Annotated in this window: 15 protein-coding genes; 10 read left to right on the top strand and 5 right to left on the bottom strand. The window is 68.8% G+C overall.

Annotation, left to right across the window (positions count from 1 at the left end; genetic code table 11):
- Positions 1 to 8: 8 nt before the first annotated feature.
- The gene (locus tag ACVBEQ_RS25375) at positions 9 to 1,823 is read left to right on the top strand and encodes an ABC transporter ATP-binding protein (RefSeq protein ID WP_447156221.1); all 1,815 of its coding nucleotides are present in this window, start codon (positions 9 to 11) and stop codon (positions 1,821 to 1,823) included.
- 10 nt (positions 1,824 to 1,833) lie between these two features.
- Here ACVBEQ_RS25375 and ACVBEQ_RS25370 read toward each other — a convergent pair whose 3' ends face one another.
- Positions 1,834 to 2,457, bottom strand: a complete 624-nt coding sequence (locus ACVBEQ_RS25370) for a PH domain-containing protein (RefSeq protein ID WP_447156220.1) — start codon at positions 2,455 to 2,457, stop codon at positions 1,834 to 1,836.
- Between the two features lie 390 nt (positions 2,458 to 2,847).
- On the opposite strand from ACVBEQ_RS25370, the gene ACVBEQ_RS25365 reads away from it, so the two are divergent.
- The 3 genes from ACVBEQ_RS25365 (at position 2,848) to ACVBEQ_RS25355 (ending at position 7,595) form a co-directional block, all read left to right on the top strand.
- Positions 2,848 to 4,818 (top strand): ABC transporter family substrate-binding protein, encoded by a 1,971-nt coding sequence (locus tag ACVBEQ_RS25365; RefSeq protein ID WP_473163205.1) that lies wholly within the window; start codon positions 2,848 to 2,850, stop codon positions 4,816 to 4,818.
- 171 nt (positions 4,819 to 4,989) lie between these two features.
- Complete coding sequence (locus ACVBEQ_RS25360) at positions 4,990 to 6,534, top strand: ABC transporter permease (protein ID WP_447156218.1); 1,545 nt, start codon at positions 4,990 to 4,992, stop codon at positions 6,532 to 6,534.
- Positions 6,531 to 7,595 carry an ABC transporter permease gene (locus tag ACVBEQ_RS25355; RefSeq protein ID WP_447156217.1) on the top strand — a complete coding sequence of 355 codons (1,065 nt, stop codon included), beginning with the start codon at positions 6,531 to 6,533 and terminating at the stop codon, positions 7,593 to 7,595. Before ACVBEQ_RS25360 ends, ACVBEQ_RS25355 begins: the two co-directional genes overlap by 4 nt.
- 23 nt (positions 7,596 to 7,618) lie before the next feature.
- On the opposite strand, the gene ACVBEQ_RS25350 is transcribed toward ACVBEQ_RS25355, so the two are convergent.
- The gene (locus ACVBEQ_RS25350; protein ID WP_447156216.1) at positions 7,619 to 8,224 is read right to left on the bottom strand and encodes a PH domain-containing protein; all 606 of its coding nucleotides are present in this window, start codon (positions 8,222 to 8,224) and stop codon (positions 7,619 to 7,621) included.
- A 38-nt stretch (positions 8,225 to 8,262) separates the two neighbouring features.
- Between ACVBEQ_RS25350 and ACVBEQ_RS25345 the strand changes: the two genes are divergently transcribed.
- The 5 genes from ACVBEQ_RS25345 to dapC all read left to right on the top strand — a co-directional run bounded on the left by ACVBEQ_RS25345 (position 8,263) and on the right by dapC (position 13,031).
- On the top strand, positions 8,263 to 10,107 hold the full coding sequence (locus ACVBEQ_RS25345) for an ABC transporter ATP-binding protein (protein ID WP_447156215.1): 1,845 nt from the start codon (positions 8,263 to 8,265) through the stop codon (positions 10,105 to 10,107).
- A 69-nt stretch (positions 10,108 to 10,176) separates the two neighbouring features.
- Positions 10,177 to 11,031 (top strand): N-acetyl-1-D-myo-inositol-2-amino-2-deoxy-alpha-D-glucopyranoside deacetylase, encoded by an 855-nt coding sequence (mshB, locus tag ACVBEQ_RS25340; protein WP_447156214.1) that lies wholly within the window; start codon positions 10,177 to 10,179, stop codon positions 11,029 to 11,031.
- Positions 11,028 to 11,504: a hypothetical protein gene (locus tag ACVBEQ_RS25335; protein WP_447156213.1), complete on the top strand. Its 477-nt coding sequence runs from the start codon at positions 11,028 to 11,030 to the stop codon at positions 11,502 to 11,504. The genes mshB and ACVBEQ_RS25335 overlap by 4 nt, the downstream gene beginning before the upstream one ends.
- A gap of 52 nt (positions 11,505 to 11,556) precedes the next feature.
- Positions 11,557 to 11,883, top strand: a complete 327-nt coding sequence (gene fdxA / locus ACVBEQ_RS25330) for a ferredoxin (protein WP_447156212.1) — start codon at positions 11,557 to 11,559, stop codon at positions 11,881 to 11,883.
- Between the two features lie 5 nt (positions 11,884 to 11,888).
- Positions 11,889 to 13,031 (top strand): succinyldiaminopimelate transaminase, encoded by a 1,143-nt coding sequence (gene dapC / locus ACVBEQ_RS25325; RefSeq protein ID WP_447156211.1) that lies wholly within the window; start codon positions 11,889 to 11,891, stop codon positions 13,029 to 13,031.
- Positions 13,032 to 13,064: 33 nt separating this feature from the next.
- Here the strand turns inward: dapC and ACVBEQ_RS25320 are convergent, their stop codons facing one another.
- From ACVBEQ_RS25320 to dapD, 3 genes are all read right to left on the bottom strand, one after another.
- Positions 13,065 to 15,482: a glycoside hydrolase family 31 protein gene (locus tag ACVBEQ_RS25320; RefSeq protein WP_447156210.1), complete on the bottom strand. Its 2,418-nt coding sequence runs from the start codon at positions 15,480 to 15,482 to the stop codon at positions 13,065 to 13,067.
- Positions 15,483 to 15,568: 86 nt separating this feature from the next.
- Positions 15,569 to 16,801, bottom strand: coding sequence for a CHAD domain-containing protein (locus ACVBEQ_RS25315; RefSeq protein ID WP_447156209.1), 1,233 nt, complete (start codon positions 16,799 to 16,801; stop codon positions 15,569 to 15,571).
- Positions 16,802 to 16,902: 101 nt separating this feature from the next.
- Positions 16,903 to 17,862: a 2,3,4,5-tetrahydropyridine-2,6-dicarboxylate N-succinyltransferase gene (gene dapD / locus ACVBEQ_RS25310; protein ID WP_447156208.1), complete on the bottom strand. Its 960-nt coding sequence runs from the start codon at positions 17,860 to 17,862 to the stop codon at positions 16,903 to 16,905.
- 157 nt (positions 17,863 to 18,019) lie between these two features.
- Here dapD and ACVBEQ_RS25305 point away from each other — a divergent pair.
- Positions 18,020 to 18,520, top strand: a 501-nt coding sequence (locus ACVBEQ_RS25305) for a type IV toxin-antitoxin system AbiEi family antitoxin domain-containing protein (RefSeq protein WP_447156207.1), incomplete at its 3' end; no start/stop codon positions are given.

The raw sequence follows: 18,520 nt of genomic DNA, 5'->3' as shown, positions 1-18,520 counted from the left end.
GGAAGACGATGCCGGCTGACGACGTATTCGAAACCCATTCAGCGACAGCGGATCCGGGACCGCGGGACGCCATCCTGCGGGTGCGTGATCTCGGTGTCGAGTTTCGCATCGAGGACACCTGGGCGATGGCGTCGGAGGGCGTCAGCTTCGACATCAACCACGGCGAGGTGCTGGCCGTGGTCGGCGAGTCCGGCTCCGGCAAGTCCGTGTCGGCGATGTCGATCCTCGGGCTGCTCCCGCCCAACGCCCGGATCAAGGGCAGCGCGACGCTGCAGGGCAAGGAGCTGATCGGTGCCCGCGAGGCGACCTTGCGCGCCGTGCGCGGCAAGGACGTCGGGCTGATCTTCCAGGAGCCGATGACAGCGCTCAATCCGGTGCTGACCGTCGGGTTCCAGGTCAACGAGGTGCTGCTGAGCCACTTCGACATGACGCCGCAGGCCGCCCAGGAGCGCGTCCTCGAGCTGATGCGGCTGGTCGACCTACCGGACCCGGAGGGTCGCTACAACCTCTACCCGCACCAGCTCTCCGGCGGCCAGCGGCAACGGATCATGATCGCGATGGCGCTGGCGTGCGATCCGGTGCTGCTGATCGCCGACGAGCCGACGACGGCGCTGGACGTGACCGTGCAGGCCGAGATCCTCGACCTGCTGCGGGATCTGCACCACAGGCTCGATTCGGCGATCCTGCTGATCACCCACGACATGGGTGTGGTCGCCGATCTGGCCGACCGGGTCGTCGTCATGCGCGAAGGTCATATCGTCGAGACCGGCAGCGCCGCAGAGGTTTTCGGCAATCCGCAGGAGCACTATACGCAGGACCTGCTGGCCGCGGTCCCGCACCTCGGCACCGAGGCGGCCCCGAGAGTGATCGAGGAGGAGCTGGTCACCCCGCCGGGGACACCTGCTCTGGAGGTCGTCGACCTGGTGCTGGAGTACCCGGGCCGCGGTCGGGTGCCGGCATTCCGCGCGGTGGACAAGGTCAGCTTTGCCATCCCGCAGGGCGAGGTGCTGGGGCTGGTGGGGGAGTCGGGGTCGGGCAAGTCCACGATCGGCCGCGCCGTGGCCAGCCTGCTGCCGATCACCGAGGGGTCGATCAACATCGGCGGCACCGACATCAAGGGCATGTCGCAGCGCGACCTGATGCCGATGCGGCGCAAGGTGGCGATCGTCTTCCAGGATCCTGCGTCATCGCTGAACCCGCGGATGACGATCGGGGAATCGATCGGCGAGCCGCTGTTCCTGCACGAGAAGCTCCGCAAGGCCGAGCTCGCCGGCCGGGTCGAGGGTCTGCTCGACTCCGTCCGGCTGCGCAAGGACTACCGGTACCGCTACCCGCACGAGCTGTCCGGTGGCCAGCGACAGCGGGTCGGCATCGCCAGGGCGCTGTCGCTCGGCCCGGACCTGCTGGTCGCCGACGAACCCACCAGCGCGCTGGACGTGTCAGTCCAGGCGCACGTGCTCGACCTGTTCAAGGACCTGCAGGCCGAGTACGGATTCGCCTGCCTGTTCATCAGCCACGACCTCGCGGTGGTGGAGATCCTGGCGAAACAGATCGCGGTGCTGCACCGCGGCATGCTGGCCGAAATCGGCACCAGGGAACAGATTCTGCGCAGCCCGCAGGATCCGTATACGAAGCGACTGCTGGCCGCGGCGCCGGTGCCCGATCCGGCGGAACAGCAGATCCGTCGCGAGGACCGGCGGGCGATGCTGGCCGCCGGGGTGATCAGTGCGGCGGAGGACGCCGCCTCCCCGGATGCGCCCGCGCCGGATCCGGCGCAGAAACTCAAGGACGGAACAGCCACCGGGCCGTTGCGTCAGGGCTGACCGATCTGTGCTACAGCAGGATCGACAGCAGGAGGCCGCCGGCGAAGATCGCCAGTGCCGCGAGTATGCCTGTGGCCCAAGCGATCCGGACCTGACCGGGCGGCTGTGGCGGACCATCGAGAAGGGGCTGCCAGCGGCGCCTGATGGCGACCGCCGCCGCACCGGCGTCACTGCGCAGGCCGGCGCTGGCCGGGATCTCGTGCACCGGGCCGGACCAGCCGAGCGTCTTGCGTTCCTCCTCGGTGACCCGAGCGGCCCCGAACCGGCCGCTCGCCGGCGCGGCCCACGCCTGGTGACGGGCGCCGTCCGCTGTGGTCAGCGTCAGGGTGTACCTGGTCTGGATGTCGATGATCGCCGAGTAGGGAACGGTCACGTCACGCACCACGTTGCGGAGCACCACATCGTCGGGCCCGACGATGACCCGTGGCCGGCCGCAGGCGGCGTACACGACGGTCGACGCCAGGCCGACCAGCGGCAGTTGGCTCAGCGCGAGCGCCCATCCGCCGGACTGCGCCGCGGCGGCGATCCAGACGACCCCCAGCAGCGCCCACAGTGCGCATGCGGCGATTCCGGTCCGTGGGCGGAAGACGAACACGTCGGCGTTCCGCGCCCTGCGCAGGGGCAAGAAGGTCACGTCCCAGGGTCGCACACCGGTGGCGCCGTCCGTGTCGGATTCGCTGCATGGCTACGCAGCGTCAGAACTGCCTGTGCTCGATGACTCAACGCAGTCGCTCGATCGACCGAAGATCGTCTCGTTTGGCAGCAGAACGTGTGAATACTTCGTTGCCGACGTCGGCGTTTGCGGTTCTTTGCACGGTTTTGAGGTGCGACAGCGCCCCGACCATCACCCTTGGGTCACGATTTCCGGGCCTCGTGCGCTCAGATGCTGGGACAACTCGTAAGGTCTCTTGGGTCAGACACGAAGGTGACGCGCGTCGCACCTAGCGGGTTCGGTCAACAGTGGCCCATCCGCCGTGCGCAAAGGCTGTCACAAGGAGGAATGTCAATGAGGAAAACTCGGGCAGTGGCTTTCACTGCTCTCGCAGCCACGGCAGCGCTGGTGATCTCAGCGTGCAGTGGTGCCCCGGGTCAGCAGACCAGCAGCACCGCTGCTGCGCCGGCGCAGTCATCCGAGGGTGCGGCGGCCAGTTCGGGCGCGAGCAGCGGTGGCGCAGCGGCCACCTCTCTGCCGGGCGCCGAGAACGTCGGGAAGGTCGGTGGCTCCGGCTGCGGCATTCCGCACGGACCGTACGAGGAGCCCGCCAAGAAGGGCGGCGAGGTCCGGGTGGCGTGGAACGATCCGCCACTGTCCTTCAACAACAACACGACCCACTCCAACGCGGTCGCGAGCTCGAACATCCAGTACTTCACCAACCTCGGCTTCACCTATTACGACCAGGACCTGAACCTGATCAACAACGATCAGTTCGGCACCTGCGAGATCATCTCGCTCGACCCGATCACGGTGAAATACACCGTGAACGAGGGCGTCAAGTGGTCGGACGGTGTGCAGATCGGCGCCGCTGATCTGGTGCTCTCCTGGGCGGCACAGAGCGGCAACTTCAACGACGAGGAGGCACAGACCGACGATGAGGGCAACCTGCTGCCCTCCGCCGGGATCGCCTTCGACAAGCTCGATCCGTCGCTGTCGCTGATCAAGGACTACCCGACGATCGGTGACGACGGCCGTTCCGCCACCTTCGTCTGGTCGAAGTACTACCTCGACTACCAAACCGGTGGCCCGGCCAACAACGGCGCCGCCGGCACGCTGATCCCGGCCCACGTGGTCGGCCAGAAGGCGCTCAAGGAGACCGATCCCGAGGCCGCCAACCAGGCGGTGATGGACGCGTTCAAGAACAAGGACAAGAAGGCTCTCAAGCCGATCGCCGACTTCTGGAACACCGGTTTCGACACCGACCAGTTGCCGACCGACAAGAGCCTGTACCTGTCCAGCGGCCCGTACATCGTGACGTCGTACGAGCAGCGGAAGAGCCTGACGTTCGAGCGGAACCCTGATTACAACTGGGGCCCGATCCCGTCCATCGACAAGATCAGCTACTCGATCATCGGTGACCCGACGGCGGCCGTCCAGGCGCTGACCAACGAGGAGATCGACGTCATCTCGCCGCAGGCGACGGCGGACATCTACCAGGCGGTCTCCGGACTCAAGGACCGTGGCATCGACGTGAAGACCGGTGACGGCGGCACGTACGAGCACGTCGACCTGGTCTTCGCCAACAAGGGCCCGTTCGACCCGGCCACCTACGGCGGTGACGAGGAGAAGGCGCTCAAGGTGCGGACCGCCTTCCTCAAGACGGTTCCGCGGCAGGACATCGTCGACCGGTTGATCAAGCCGATCAACCCCGAGGCTCAGCTGCGCGAGTCCTTCATCCTGGTGCCCGGGGCGCCCGGATACGACGTCGTGTCGGACGCCAACGGAATGGGCGCCTACGACCAGGTGGACATCGCCGGCGCCAAGCAGCTGCTGACCGAGGCCGGGGTCAAGACCCCGATCGACGTCCGGCTGCTGTACGCGGCGAACAACCCGCGGCGGTCCAACGAGTACGACCTGATGAAGGCGTCGGCTCAAGAGGCCGGCTTCAACCTCGTCGACAAGCAGAGCCCGAGCTGGGGCACCCTGCTGCCGTCCATCGACGGGTACGACGCCTCGCTGTTCGGCTGGCAGAACACCTCGACCGGCATCGCCGAGTCGCAGGCGAACTACGTCACCGACGGGTCGAACAACTACGGGCAGTACACGAACAAGTCTGTTGATGAGGCCTTCGATCGCATCACCGGCTCGGACCTGCCGGACGACGAACGTTTCAAGGAATTGAGCACCATCGAGAAGCAGCTGGTTGACGACGCCTTCGGGACGGTGATCTTCCAGTTCCCGAACGTGGTGGCCTGGAACACCACCAAGGTCGAGGGTGTCTCCGACCTGACGCTGGCCCCCGGTGTGCTGTTCAACTACTGGGAATGGACCGCTCCCTGACCCATGCTCGACCGCAGGGGTGCCGACCTCCGAATCACGGAGGTCGGCACCCCTGTGCCATTCCTGGGCCCTTGCCGGCCCCGGTTTTGAAGTGCGGAGAAGCGGCCTAGAGTCTGCATATCGTCGGCGTGGGTAGCCCCACCATCGCCTCGTGGAGGAGTTGACCGTTATATGGCGCTCTACATCGTTCGGCGGCTGATTGCCGGATTCTTCGTCGTCCTCGGGGCGTCGTTCATCGTCTACATCCTGGTGGCCAACGCCGGCGACCCGTTGACGCCGGCCTACGGCATCACCGATCCCACCGCCCGCGAGCAGCGCATCGCCTCGCTCACCGCGGCGCTGAACCTGGACGTCAATCCCGTTGTGCGGTACTTCCTCTGGCTCAAGGGAGTCGCCGGCTGCGTCGTCGGCCAGTGCGATTTCGGCATCTCGGTGACCACTAACCAGCCGGTCGCAGACGACCTCATGGGCCGGATCCTGATCACGCTGAAACTGGTGCTCGCCGCCACCGTGCTCGCCGTCATGATCGGTATCGCGATCGGCATCATCACCGCGCTGCGGCAGTACTCCGGATTCGACTACACCATCACCTTCTTCACGTTCCTGTTCTTCTCGCTTCCCGCATTCTTCGTCGCGGTGCTGCTCAAGGAATTCTTCGCGATCCAGTTCAACGACTTCCTCGCCGCGGGGGCCGCCATACCCTGGTGGTTCATCATTCTGATGGCGGTGATCGCCGGTCTGGTCGGCTACAGCCTGATCGGTGGCGACCAAACCAGACGGCTGCTGTTCGGCGGCGCCGGGGCGCTCGTGGTGGGCGGCATCTTCTACTACATGTCGGTCACCCAATGGCTGCTCGATCCCGGCCTCGGCCCGGTCGTCATCGCCGTCATCGGGGTGGCCATCGCATTGGGCGTCACGGAACTGACGGCCGGCGTTCGCAACCGCAAAGCTCTCAACACCGCGCTGACCACCGCGGCGATCGGGCTGATCCTCTGGTACCCGCTGCAGTTCGTGTTCTACGAGAACATGAGCCTGCTCATCCTTCTCGGGCTCGCGGTCAGCGCGATCGTGGTCGGTATCGCGGTCGGCTACCTCTGGGGCGGCGACGACCGTGCGCTCTCGGCGCGGACCGGGGCATTGACCGCGCTGGCCATGTCGGCCGTCATCTTCCTCGACCGGGCGATGCAGGCATGGAACGCCTACTCCAACGACCCGTCGATCCGCGGCAGGCCTATCAAGACCATCGGTGACGCGCAGCAGGGCCTCGAGGGCGACTTCTGGATCGAGTCGGTCGACGTCTTCACCCACCTGCTGCTGCCGACGCTGGCGCTGATCCTGATCTCGCTCGCGAGCTACACCCGCTACACCAGGGCGAGCATGCTCGAGGTGCTGAACCAGGACTACATCAGGACCGCCAGGGCGAAGGGGGTCACCGAGCGGACGGTGATCATGCGGCACGCGTTCCGCAACGCGATGATCCCGCTCGCCACGATCGTCGCCTTCGACATCGGTGGGCTCCTCGGTGGCGCGGTCATCACCGAGACCGTGTTCCAGTGGGATGCGATGGGCCGGCTGTTCCAGCAGGGATTGCTGAACAGCGATCCCAACCCGGTGATGGCCTTCTTCCTCATCGTCGCCACCATCGCGGTCATCTTCAACATCATCGCGGACCTGCTGTACGCCGCACTCGATCCCAGAATCAGGGTGGGACAATGACAACCACTCCCGGAGTGCCCGATCTGGCGCACACGCCAGGTCAGGCCGTCGGCCCGGAGCCGGACGAGGACGAGGTCTCGCTCGAACAGAAGGAGACCGTCGGTCTCTCCCAGGCTCAGATCGTCCGGCGGAGATTCCTGCGGCACCGCGGCGCGATGATCTCGTTGATCGTGCTGATCTTCGTGCTGGTGCTCTCGGTCACCAGCATCGGCATCGGCCCCATTCCCGGCTGGTGGCAATGGACGCCTTACGACCGCCCTGTTCCGCAGAACCCGCGCGGTGAACCGACGCTGTCGCTGCCGTTCTTCGGCGGCACCGGGTTCGCGATCGGCGACCATCCGTTCGGTCAGGACGAGACCGGCCGAGACCTGTTCGCCGCCATCATGCGCGGCATCCAGAACACGATGGTCGTCATCATCGTGCTGGCGATCCTGTCCACCACGCTCGGTGTCGTGATCGGTGCCGTATCCGGCTACTTCGGCGGGTGGTGGGACGCCGTGCTGATGCGGCTGACCGACACCATCATCATCATCCCGGTCATCCTGATCACCGCCGTGGCCGGCTACGCACTCGGTGCCAGCGGCGTCCTGACGGTGGCCATCGTGATGGGCCTGTTCCTCTGGGTCGGTCTGGCCCGGCTGGTCCGCGCCGAATTCCTCGCATTGCGTGAACGAGAATTCGTCGATGCCGCCAGGGTGGCCGGGGCGTCCTCAGCGCGGATCATCTTCAAGCACATCCTGCCGAACTCGGTCGGCGTCATCGTGGTCAACATGACGCTGCTGCTCGGCGCCGGCATCCTGACCGAGGTCGCGCTGAGCTTCCTCGGTTTCGGCATCCGGCCGCCGGACATCTCGCTCGGCTCGCTGATCAGCCAGTACTCCGGTGCGCTCACCACCAGGCCGTGGCTGTTCGTCTGGCCGGGCGTCTTCATCATCATCATCGTGCTCTGCATCCAGTTCATCGGCGACGGATTGCGCGACGCGTTCGACCCGCGGCAGAAGCGGGTGCCGAAGCAGAAGGACCTGAAGGAGGCCGCGGCCGGCTCCGCGGAAAGCGGCTGATGCCGCTTGTTCAGGGCTGTGGATCAGAGCAGCGAGCCGGCCAGCCCGAGGGCCACCAGGACGGCAACCGCCGCGATGGTGCCGATGTGCCAGCGCACCGGCGCACTCTCGAACTCCAGCCGCGGGTCGTCCAGGTGGCCGGCGTCGCGGAGTTCCTCCAGGCGGCGCCGGATGGCGCCCGCCGCCCGGCCGCTCGGGCTGTTCATCGTGTCGCCGGGCCGGACGCTGTGCCCGACGCCGTAGGTGGACTCGGGCAGGTGTTTCACGTCCTGTTCGGTGACGTCGCGGGTTCCGTGCCGGCCCGGCGCCGGGGCCGCCCAGGCGCCGAAGCTGCCGTACGCGGTGCGCAGCGTCAGCGACCACTTCGTGTCGATCTCCTCGATGGCCGGCCACGGCAGGCGGATCGTCCGCAGCACGTTGACCAGCACGACGCCCGCGTCGTCCACCGCGATCAGCGGTCGCCAGAACAGGGCCCAGCCCAGGACGCCGGCGAGCAGCACCCACCAGCCGTGCCGCACAAGGCCGGACAGGCCCTGGTCCTGCGCCATGGCGACCAGCACCACCACACAGATCACGAAGATCCCGCCGGCCAGCAGTCGGCTCGCCGTCGGCCGGAACACGGTCGTCATCGGCACATCGTTGCATTCAAGGAGAAGGTGGTTCAGCCGTGACGACTGTCGTCGACGCCCCGGTGCTCTCGGTTCGTGACCTCGATATCGATTTCTGGGTCGACGGCACCTGGTACCCCGCCGTCGTGGGGGCCGAATTCGACCTGAACCGCGGCGAGGTGCTGGCCATCGTCGGCGAGTCGGGGTCGGGCAAATCCACCACCGCCATGTCGCTGCTCGGCCTGCTGCCGAAGAACAGCAGCGTCAAGGGTTCGATCCAGCTCGGTGGACGCCAGCTGGTCGGTGCGGACGCCCGCGAACTCCGCTCGATCCGCGGGCGGGAGATCTCGGTGATCTTCCAGGAGCCGATGACGGCGCTGAATCCCGTGTACACCATCGGATTCCAGATCGGCGAGATGCTGCGCAGCCACAGCGCGATGTCGCCCAAGGCGGCCCGTGCGAGGGCGATCGAACTGCTCACCATGGTCGAGATCCCTGATCCGACAAGGCGCGTCGACTCCTACCCGCATCAGCTGTCCGGTGGGCAGCGGCAGCGCGCGATGATCGCCCAGTCGCTGGCCTGCGACCCCGAACTGCTGATCGCCGACGAGCCGACCACCGCGCTCGACGTCACAGTGCAGGCCGAGATCCTCAAGCTGATGCGGGATCTCAAGCACCGCATCGACGCGGCGATCGTACTGATCACGCACGACATGGGCGTCGTCGCCGACATGGCGGATCGCGTGCTCGTGATGAAGGACGGCAAGATCGTCGAGTCGGGGACCGCGAACCAGGTCTTCAACATGCCGCAGGATCCGTACACGATCCAGCTGCTGAATTCGGTGCCGCACCTCGGGTCGATCACCGACGCGGACGGCACCAAGGTGCAGGTGCACGAACCCGATTCCCGGGCGGTCAGCCAGGACGTGCACCGGACGGGCATCGAACCCGGAGTTGAGGCCATCGTCGACCTGGTCAATGTCGCCATCGAGTACCCGAAGCGTGGTCGGACGCCGGCCTTCCGGGCCGTCGAGCACCTGACGATGCAGATCGGCCGCGGCGAGGTGATGGGCCTGGTCGGCGAATCCGGATCCGGCAAGACGACGATCGGCCGGGCGCTGGTGGGTCTGCTGCCGATCGTCGAGGGCACGGCGAGCGTTGTCGGTTCCAGCCTGGTCAACGTGAACACCAAGGATCTGCGTGGCCTCCGCAAGGATGTGAGCTTCGTCTTCCAGGACCCGGGCTCCTCGCTGAACCCCAGGCTTCCGATCGGCGAATCGATCGGCGAGCCACTGCTGCTGCACGGCGAGGCCAAGGGCGCCGCCCTCGGCAAGCGGGTGGAGGAGCTGCTGGACCGGGTGGAGCTCGCCAGGTCGATGCGCAACCGCTACCCGCACGAGTTGTCCGGCGGCCAGCGGCAGCGGGTGGGGATCGCCAGGGCGCTGGCCCTGGAGCCCAAGCTGCTGATTGCTGACGAACCGACCTCCGCGCTCGACGTGTCCGTGCAGGCAAAGGTTCTCGAGCTGTTCCAGGAATTGCAGCGGGAGAAGGGCTTCGCCTGCATCTTCATCTCGCACGACCTTGCCGTCGTCGAGATCCTGGCCAGGCGGATCGCGGTCATGCACCACGGCCACCTGGTCGAGCTGGGCACCCGCGACCAGATCCTGAACGACCCGCTGCAGGGCTACACCAAGCGGCTCATCGCCGCGGTGCCGGTGCCCGATCCCGACGAGCAACAGCGCCGGCGCATCGAGCGGGACGCGATCCTGGCCGCCGGTGTCGGGCTCGACGAACTCGACGAACGCGACGGTGTGCTCGCCGACATGACCGAGCAGGAGGCCCGGACGAAGGCGAAGGAGACGCAGGCAACGCAGGGCCCCGGTCCGAACCTGGGCGGGGTCTGACCGGACGGTCGTTGCTGATCAGCGGCGTCTGACCGGAGGGCCGGCGCCGCGCTGACCTAGGCTGCGCTGGTGTCCCGCAGCCTGCTCGCCGTCCACGCGCATCCCGACGACGAGTCGTTGACGATGGCCGGCACGCTGGCCGGCGCGGTCGCCGGCGGTCACCGGGTGACGTTGGTGACAGCGACGCTGGGCGAACAGGGCGAAGTGATCGGTGACGAACTGCAGGGCCTGGTCGCCGATCGCGCTGACCAGCTCGGCGGCTACCGGCTCACCGAGCTGCGGGCGGCCTGCGCGGCGCTGGGCATCGTCGATCACCGGTTCCTGGGCGGCGTCGGCACCTTTCGGGATTCCGGGATGGCCGGGACACCGTCCATCCGGCACCCGCGGGCGTTCGCCAGGGCGTCCCCGGGCGGCCCCGATCACGACCGGGCGGTCGGCCTGCTCTCCGCGGTGATCGACGACGTCCGGCCCGACGTCCTGCTGACCTATGACGCCGACGGCGGCTACGGGCACCCCGATCACGTTGCGACGCATCAGGTGTCGCTCGCTGCCGTGTCGGCCGCCGGCTGGCGGGTGCGCAGGGTGCTGGCCGTCGTACGGCCGCGGACGGCGACCGTCGCGGCGTTCGAGACCTTCTCCGCCGCGGAACCTCCGGAGGGCTACCTGCGCGCCGCTGCGGCCGACACCGGGTTCCTCGCCGAGGACGATGCCGTCGCGTTCGCGGTGCCCGTCGCCGGATCGGAGGCGGCCAGGGCAGCCGCGCTGGCCGCGCACGCCACCCAGGTCGAGTTGATCCCCGGCGGCTTCGCGCTGTCGAACCGCATCGCCCAGCCGCTGCTGGACGTCGAGTGCTTCCGGCTGCTGGCGGGGGAGCCGCCGCCTGCCGGCGGGCGCTCGGCCGATGTTTTCGCGGGGCTCGGGTGAGAGCTGGCGTGGGCGCGGTCGACTGGCTGCTGGTCGGGCTGGTCAGCCTGCTGGCCGGTTTCGTCGCGCTGCTCGGACTGGCCTTCCTGCCGCTGTACATCGGGTCGATGCCGGTGCCGATCAGCGCCCTGCTGGGCGTCGCGGCGATGATCCTGGCGCCGCGGGCGTGCTACCGGCTCACCAGTTCGCTCGCTGCGGCCGCGGCCCCGGTCGTGGTGTGGTTCGCGGTGTCGGTGTGGATCGTGCTGAGCTACAACGCGCTGCTGCCGAAGGTGCCGCTCACCGTCATCCAGGGTCAGTGGCGGGTGATGGTGCTGCTCGGCCTGGGCGCCCTCGCCGCGGCCGCCACCGTCGGCCTGATCTGGGGAGAGCGGCTGAAGCTGCGCATCGCCGCCGACCGGCAGACCCTGCAGCAGGGTGCGCCGCCGGGTCGACCCGGGGCCGGAGCACCCGTCGGCTCGGGGGATACTTGACCGTGCCTCTCGGCCGCCACCATGGCGTGCCGACCAAGCGTGGAGAACCGACGTGACATATGTGATCGCCGAGCCCTGTGTGGATGTCCTCGACCGTGCCTGCGTCGAGGAGTGTCCGGTCGACTGCATCTACGAGGGTGGCCGGATGCTGTACATCCACCCGGACGAATGCGTCGACTGCGGGGCCTGCGAACCGGTGTGCCCAGTGGAAGCAATTTTCTACGAGGACGACGTGCCGGCCGAGTGGGCCGATTACACCCGGGCCAACGTCGACTTCTTCGACGATCTCGGCTCGCCCGGCGGGGCCTCGAAGGTCGGCAAGATCCAGCGCGACGATCCGCTGGTGGCCGCGCTCCCCCCGATGGGGGAGGAGAGCTGAACCCCGTGGGGGACGAGCGGCCGGAGGGTGGCCGGGCGAACGTCGCGCCGGTCACCCGGCTGCCGCAGTTCCCGTGGGACCGGCTCACCGCCGCCAAGGCGAAGGCCGCGGCGCACCCCGACGGACTGGTCGACCTGTCGGTCGGGACCCCCGTCGACCGGGTGCCGTTACCGGTGCGGACCGCACTGGGTGATGCGTCGGAAGCGCCGGGCTACCCGACGGTGCACGGCACGCCGGCGGTTCGGCGGGCCTACAGCGAGTGGCTCGAGCGCGCGCACGGCGTCCCCGACCTCGACCCGGCCAACGTGCTGCCCACCATCGGCTCCAAGGAACTGGTGGCATCGCTGCCCACCCAGCTCGGGTTGTCCGCCGGCGACGTCGTCGTCGTGCCGGAGCTCGCCTACCCCACCTACGAGGTCGGGGCGATCATGGCCGGCGCGAGGACGATCAGGGCCGACTCGTTGACCGCACTCGGTCCCGAGCGGGTGGCGCTGCTCTGGATCAACTCGCCGTCCAACCCGACCGGCCGGGTGCTCGGCGTCGAACACCTCATCAAGGTGGTCACCTGGGCGCGGTCGAGAAACGTCATCGTGGCCTCCGACGAGTGCTACATCGACCTCGGCTGGGACGCCGCGCCGGTCTCGATCCTGCATCCCGACGTCAGCGGCGGCGATCATCGCGGCCTGCTCGCCGTGCATTCGTTGTCCAAGAGGTCGAACATGGCCGGCTACCGCGCCGGCTTCGTCTCCGGGGACCCGGAGTTGATCCGCCGGCTGATCGCGGTCCGTCGTCACCTCGGCGCGATGGTGCCGTCCCCGGTGCAGGCCGCGGCCAGGGCGGCGCTGCTCGACGACGGACACGTGCTGGCGCAGCGCAGCCGGTACAGCCACCGCCGGAAGCTCCTGCAGGAGGCGCTGGATGTCGCGGGGTTCCAGGTTTCCGGTGAGGCCGGCCTCTACCTGTGGTGCAGCCGCGGCGAATCGGACATGGGCACCGTCGACTGGTTCGCCGAGCGCGGCATACTGGTCGCCCCCGGAACCGTGTACGGACACGGCGGCGCCAACTTCGTCCGGGTCGCGCTGACCGCAGCCGATCAGCAGGTGACCGCCGCCGCGGAGCGGCTGAAGAAGTGGACCGGTCGCCGCTGAGGCGCTGACCTCCGGTCGATCGGGCCCCGGCGGTCAGTCGGGCTGTGTGCGGGCGAGCAGGATCTCGCCGACCGCGGTCTCCAGTGGGCGGTCAAGGCCGAGGGCCTGCAGGTGCGAGAGCCGAACGGACAGTGGAAGGTCCGACGTGGCGATCAGCTGGATCCGCTGCTTGAGGTCGAACCCGATCTGCGCCCGGTCCAGCATGGTGAACAGCCGCCCCGGCACATCGTTGGGTTCCAGTGCGGGTTCCGCTCCGACCGAGACCGTCAGCGTCGCCGTGACGGGAACCTCGCCGACATCGACACAGGTTCTGCCGTCGGCTGTCTCGACTGTCATATCCGCGGCAGCACCGCCGACGGCCACCGTCACGGCCCCGGCGGTCCGGCCCGGGAAGGTGATCCGCCAGTCCCGGGAGTCCGGAATGCAGTGCAGCGCGCCCGACGCAGGTCCGACCGTGACGGTGCCGGTGCGCTGGTCGAAGGCGATCGGCGTGTGGGCGACAGCGGCCGCGTCCGCTCCGGTCCCGGAGCCGTCGTCCTCGATCAGCGTGAAGCTGCCGTCGGCCCCGGCCACCACGAGAACCTCGAGTGCGCGGGGGTTGTCGGGTTCGTTCTGCGGGACGCTCCGGCCGTCCAGCGGCACGATCGCACCGGCCTTCGCCAGCACCGGGATGCCGGCGAGGTCGCGGTGCAGCATCAGTTCCCGGCCGCCGTCGTACACCAGGCCATCGAGAACGTCGATCCAAACGGCGTCGGGCAGCCAGGCGCGGACACCCCCCAACAGGGTGCGCGGGTCCACCGGGGTGGTGATCGGCGCGACCAGCAACTCGGTCCCGAAGGTGAACTCGTTCGGGACGCCGTAGGCCTCGGCCGTTTCCGGGTGCGACCAGTACAGGGGCTGCACCAGCGGTGCGCCGTCGCGGGCGGCGCGGTGGTTCATGGTGTGCAGGTAGGGCAGCAGCCGATGACGCAGCCGGAGGTAGGTCGTCATGACGGCCTGGGCCTGGGCGCCGAATCGCCACGGCTCCTTGGTGTTGAACGGGCTCAGGCTGGAATGGAGCCGCAGGATCGGTGAGAACACCCCTAGCTGAACCCATCTGGTGGCCAGTTCGTCGTCCTTGCTGCCGAACATGTGACCGCCGATGTCGTGGCTCCACCAGCCGTAGCCGATGTTCGACGCCGTGGCGGTGAACTGCGGCTGGAAGTGCAGGCTCGCCCAGCTGACCACCGTGTCGCCGGAGAATCCCACCGGGTAGCGGTGACTGCCGGGACCGGCGTACCGGGAGAACGTCAAGGGGCGCTTGTCATCCCGCGCGCTGTCGATGAAGTGGAAGTGGTTGAGCATCCACAGCGGATCGATCCCGGCGATCCGGGAGTGCGACCCGGACTGCCAGTCGATCCACCAGAAGTCGACGCCCTGGCGCTCCAGGGTGCGGTGCAGGACGTCGAAGTACGCCGCGAGGAAGTCCGGGTCCGTGACGTCGAAGGTGATGGGATCACCCAGTTCCGGGTCCCGGCCCAGTGCCCGCGCCATCTCCGGATACAGGTCCTCGAAGGCCCGGACGCCGTCCGCCGGATGCACGTTGAGCGTCACCCGCAGTCCGTGCTCGTGCAACCAGCGGAGGAACTCCTCGGGGTCCGGGAACAGCTCGCGGTTCCAGGTGTAGCCGGTCCAGCCGCTGCCGTGCCGCGGGTCGACATCGATGAGGTGCCAGTCCATGTCGAGGACGGCAACGGAGAACGGGATGCCCTCGGCGATGAACCGCTCCATCAGGGCGCGGTACTCCTCGGCGGTGTACCGGTGGTAGCGGCTCCACCAGTTGCCGAGCGCGAAGCGCGGCAGCAGCGGCGTCGGGCCGGACACCGCGTACAGGGCCCGGATGGCCTCCCGGTACTCCCGCCCGTAGCCGAAGAAGTACAGATCCGTGCGGGAGCCGTCCCGCGGGGCGACCCAGCCGTCGTCGTCGAGGACCGGGGTGCGGGAATCGTCCAGCACGGCGTATCCCCATCGGGACAGAACACCGGGCTCCAGCGGAACGGCGCCGTCGGCGTTGTCCAGCGTGCGCGCGGTGCCACCCAGATTGGTGTCGCCCAGCCTGCTGCCGATCAGCCCGGCATCCGCGCCGAACCGCCAGACACTGTGGTAAGAGCTGACATTCCCGCGGATCTGGATGCTCAGCCCGCTGGTGGTGAACGGGCCGCGGTCGTAGACCAGGTGGACGCGGTCGGTGACGATCTCCAGGTGCTGCGGGCCGTCGACCACCCTGAACCGCGGCACCGGGAGGTCCCGGAACAAGGCGAACGCGCTCGCCCTGTCCTCGAAGGCACCGTCCTCGGAGTACTCGAGCCGCAGCAGGCCGTCGGTGAGCACGGTGAACCGGTACCTGTCACCCCGGACGACGGCCGCGCCGTCGGCAAGCGGGCTGGACGCGATGCGGTACGAGGAATCCATCGACCTGCCTTCGGGACGGGGAACGACGAGGCGTCAGCGTACGCAACGCCTCCCGCGCCGACGGATTCGCCGTCGACCGCCGCGGATCAGCCCGGGAAGGCCTTCCGGCCGGCGGCCTCTGCCCGTTTCCAGGCGGCGGGGTAGGCCGCCCTGGCCGCGACCCTTCGTTGATGACAACCCTCGATCACCCGGCCGGCCGCGATGCCCGCCCGCGGGTCACCGGATTCGTCGACGAGTTCGCGCAGCCGGTCCTCGAGCACGCAGGCGTCCTGATGGTCGCCGAGCACCTCCTGGAACGCCGCGAGCGCCTCGAGAAAAGTTGCGGTATCACCCTTTTCGTGCAGGAGTTCGGCGGCGTAGCGGGCCCGCTTGCCGTAGATCCGCAGCTCGTGGAGCTCGTCGTCCGGTGGGTTCTTGCCGAACTTCTTGTGCAGTTTGCGGTGCGCCTTCTCCAGCGTCCACCATTCGTCCGCGGCCAGTTCGTGCAGGTCCGCCCAGGGGTCGGCGACCGGCGGCTGGGCGGCGGCCTCCTCCAGTTCGGTGAGCAACGCTCCGTAGGAGGGGTCGTCGAGCTCGCTGACCAACTGGTCGCGGCCGCGGATCCGCTCGGTCTCCAGCCGGTTCACCAGGTGTTCCAGGGCGCCGGTGTCCGGGTCGCCGAGCTTCCCGGCTTCGGTGTGCAACCTGTCGATCATCACGTCGTGATCGCGGATGACGCCGAGAGTGCCCGCGAGCTCGCGGACGTCGCCACGGATCCGGTCGGTGGCCGTCCGGTCCAGCGCGGGGCGGGCCGCCTTCAGGTACGCGCGGACCCGTCGGGTCGCGACGCGCATCTTGTGCACGTCCTCGATGTCGCCGCCGCGCCGGCTGCCGTCCTCGTGCGCCTTGATGTCGGCGACCGCCTTGCCGATCACCGGCCCGATGGTGTCGGCGATGTCGGTGGGGATCAGGCCGGGACGGCGGGGCGCCGGACGGGGCGGGGCGAGCAACGGCTGCCCGTCGGTGGAGACCGCGTCGGCCGTGCTGCCGTCCAGCTCGGCATCGGGTAGTTCGGTCGTCGGCAACGGGGTGGCGCGCAGCGTCGGTGTCGCGGTCTCGGTGGTGCCGTTGACCGTGCCGGCCTGCTTGCGCTTCTTGCCCCCGCCCTTGTCCCTGCCGCCTTTGTCCCCGCCGCCTTTGTCCCCGCCGCGTTTGTCCCCGCCGCCTTTGTCCCCGCCGCCCTTGTCCGGACGCTGGTGCAGCGCCTTCTCGGTGTACAGGTCCTGGGATATGACAGGCGCCGGCCGGGGGCCGGCGCGACGGCGGGTTCTCGGAGGCACGCGACGAGTATCCCGTACGGGGCCGCCGGAATCTCTCGACCCGCCCTAAACGGACGCCTGTGACCTGCTGCGACGATCCGAACACAGGTCGATGGGTGGGTTCACTGCGCGTGCAGGGTGCTGTTCAGCCCGCCCCACGAACCTGATCGGGGCACCGCCTCGACGCCGCCGGTGAGCGAGTTGCGCCGGTACAGCAGGCCCGCCGCACCGGACAGCTCCCTCGCCCTGACCACCCGGTCGTCACCGTCCTTGAGGACGAGCTTGGTACCCGCGGTCAGGTACAGGCCGGCCTCGACGACGCAGTCGTCGCCGAGCGAGATGCCGACGCCCGAGTTGGCGCCGAGCAGGCAGCCCGCCCCGATCGTCACCTGCTCCTTGCCGCCGCCGGACAGCGTGCCCATGATCGACGCGCCGCCGCCGATGTCGCTCCCGTCGCCGACGACGACGCCCTGCGAGATGCGCCCCTCGACCATCGAGGTGCCGACCGTTCCGGCGTTGTAGTTGCAGAAACCCTCGTGCATGACGGTGGTGCCCTCGGCCAGATGCGCACCGAGCCGCACCCGGTCGGCGTGCGCGATGCGGACCCCGGACGGCACGACGTAGTCCGTCATCCGGGGGAACTTGTCGACGCCGAACACCGACAGCCTGATGCCGGCGATCGCCGCCTCGAGGCGGACCCGTTCGACGTCCTCCGGCGGCACGGGCCCCAGCGAGGTCCAGACGTTGTTGGGCAGCACGGCGAAGATGCGGTCCAGGTTGATCGTCCGCGGCCGGACCACCCGGGTCGACAGCAGGTGCAGCCGCAGATAGGCGTCGGCAGTGTCGGAGGGGGCGTCCGCCAGCGAGGTGATGCGGGTCTGGACGACCTGCCGGCGTACCCCGCGAATGTCGTCGGAGCCTTCGGCCAACCGCAGCTCCGGCTGTTCGGCGGGCGCCGATCCGGACATCAGCAGGGCGGGTGCGGGGTACCAGACATCGAGCACCGTGCCGTCGGCGGTCACCGTGGCAAGGCCCGTCCCGTAGGCACCGTCGGTGATGATGTCGGCGGTCGCAGCACTCATGAGGCGGGAGCCTATCGGTGCGCCCGTCAAGTCCGTGCGCCCGTCAAGTCGGTGCGCCCGTCAAGTCGGTGCGCCTGGATGTGGACAGCACGTCGGGGCCGCCGGTGGCCCGGTGGACAGGTCCACAGCCGGAGCCGGGAGAGCGCACGCTCGGCCCATGACGACACCGAGCCCGATCGCGCGGGCCGAACACGCCGGGCCGCAACTGTTCTCGCGGGCCGAGCTGGTGGCCGCGGGATCCGGCTACCGCCTCCGGTGCGCGCTGCGCGCCGGGCAGCTGGTCGCGGTGAGCCCGGGGGTGTATGCCCGCCCGGGTTTCGGCGTAGCGGACCCGGTGGCCGCCCATCGGGCGGCCGTTCATGCCCTGCTCAGCGGGCCGGCGGGTGGGTCCGTTGCCAGTCATCTCTCCGCCGCGGTGCTGCACGGCCTGCCGCTGCCCGGCGATGTCCCGCAGGCGGTGCACGTCACGAGGGCTCCGCCGGCGAAATCCCGGGCCGGCGTCCGGCTCATCGTGCACCGCCGGTCCCTGCATGCCGGGGAGTCGGTGGAGATCGGCGGGCTGGCCGCGACCTCGCTGCCGCGAACGGTGATCGACTGCCTGCTGGTGCTGCCGCCCGCGGCGGGGATGGCACTCGTGGAGGCGGCGCTCCGGGTGGGT

The sequence above is a fragment of the Nakamurella sp. GG22 genome, assembly GCF_052976845.2.
Note: the sequence above shows the minus strand (reverse complement) of the source record. Positions and strands in the feature narration are given on the sequence as shown.

Coding starts and splice junctions, on each gene's coding strand:
- ACVBEQ_RS25350 (WP_447156216.1), bottom strand. CDS start 8,224: ATGACGACCGTGTTCCGGCCGACGGCGAGCCGACTGCTGGCCGGCGGG.
- dapD (WP_447156208.1), bottom strand. CDS start 17,862: ATGAGTGCTGCGACCGCCGACATCATCACCGACGGTGCCTACGGGACG.
- ACVBEQ_RS25360 (WP_447156218.1), top strand. CDS start 4,990: ATGGCGCTCTACATCGTTCGGCGGCTGATTGCCGGATTCTTCGTCGTC.
- ACVBEQ_RS25320 (WP_447156210.1), bottom strand. CDS start 15,482: ATGGATTCCTCGTACCGCATCGCGTCCAGCCCGCTTGCCGACGGCGCG.
- ACVBEQ_RS25375 (WP_447156221.1), top strand. CDS start 9: ATGCCGGCTGACGACGTATTCGAAACCCATTCAGCGACAGCGGATCCG.
- ACVBEQ_RS25355 (WP_447156217.1), top strand. CDS start 6,531: ATGACAACCACTCCCGGAGTGCCCGATCTGGCGCACACGCCAGGTCAG.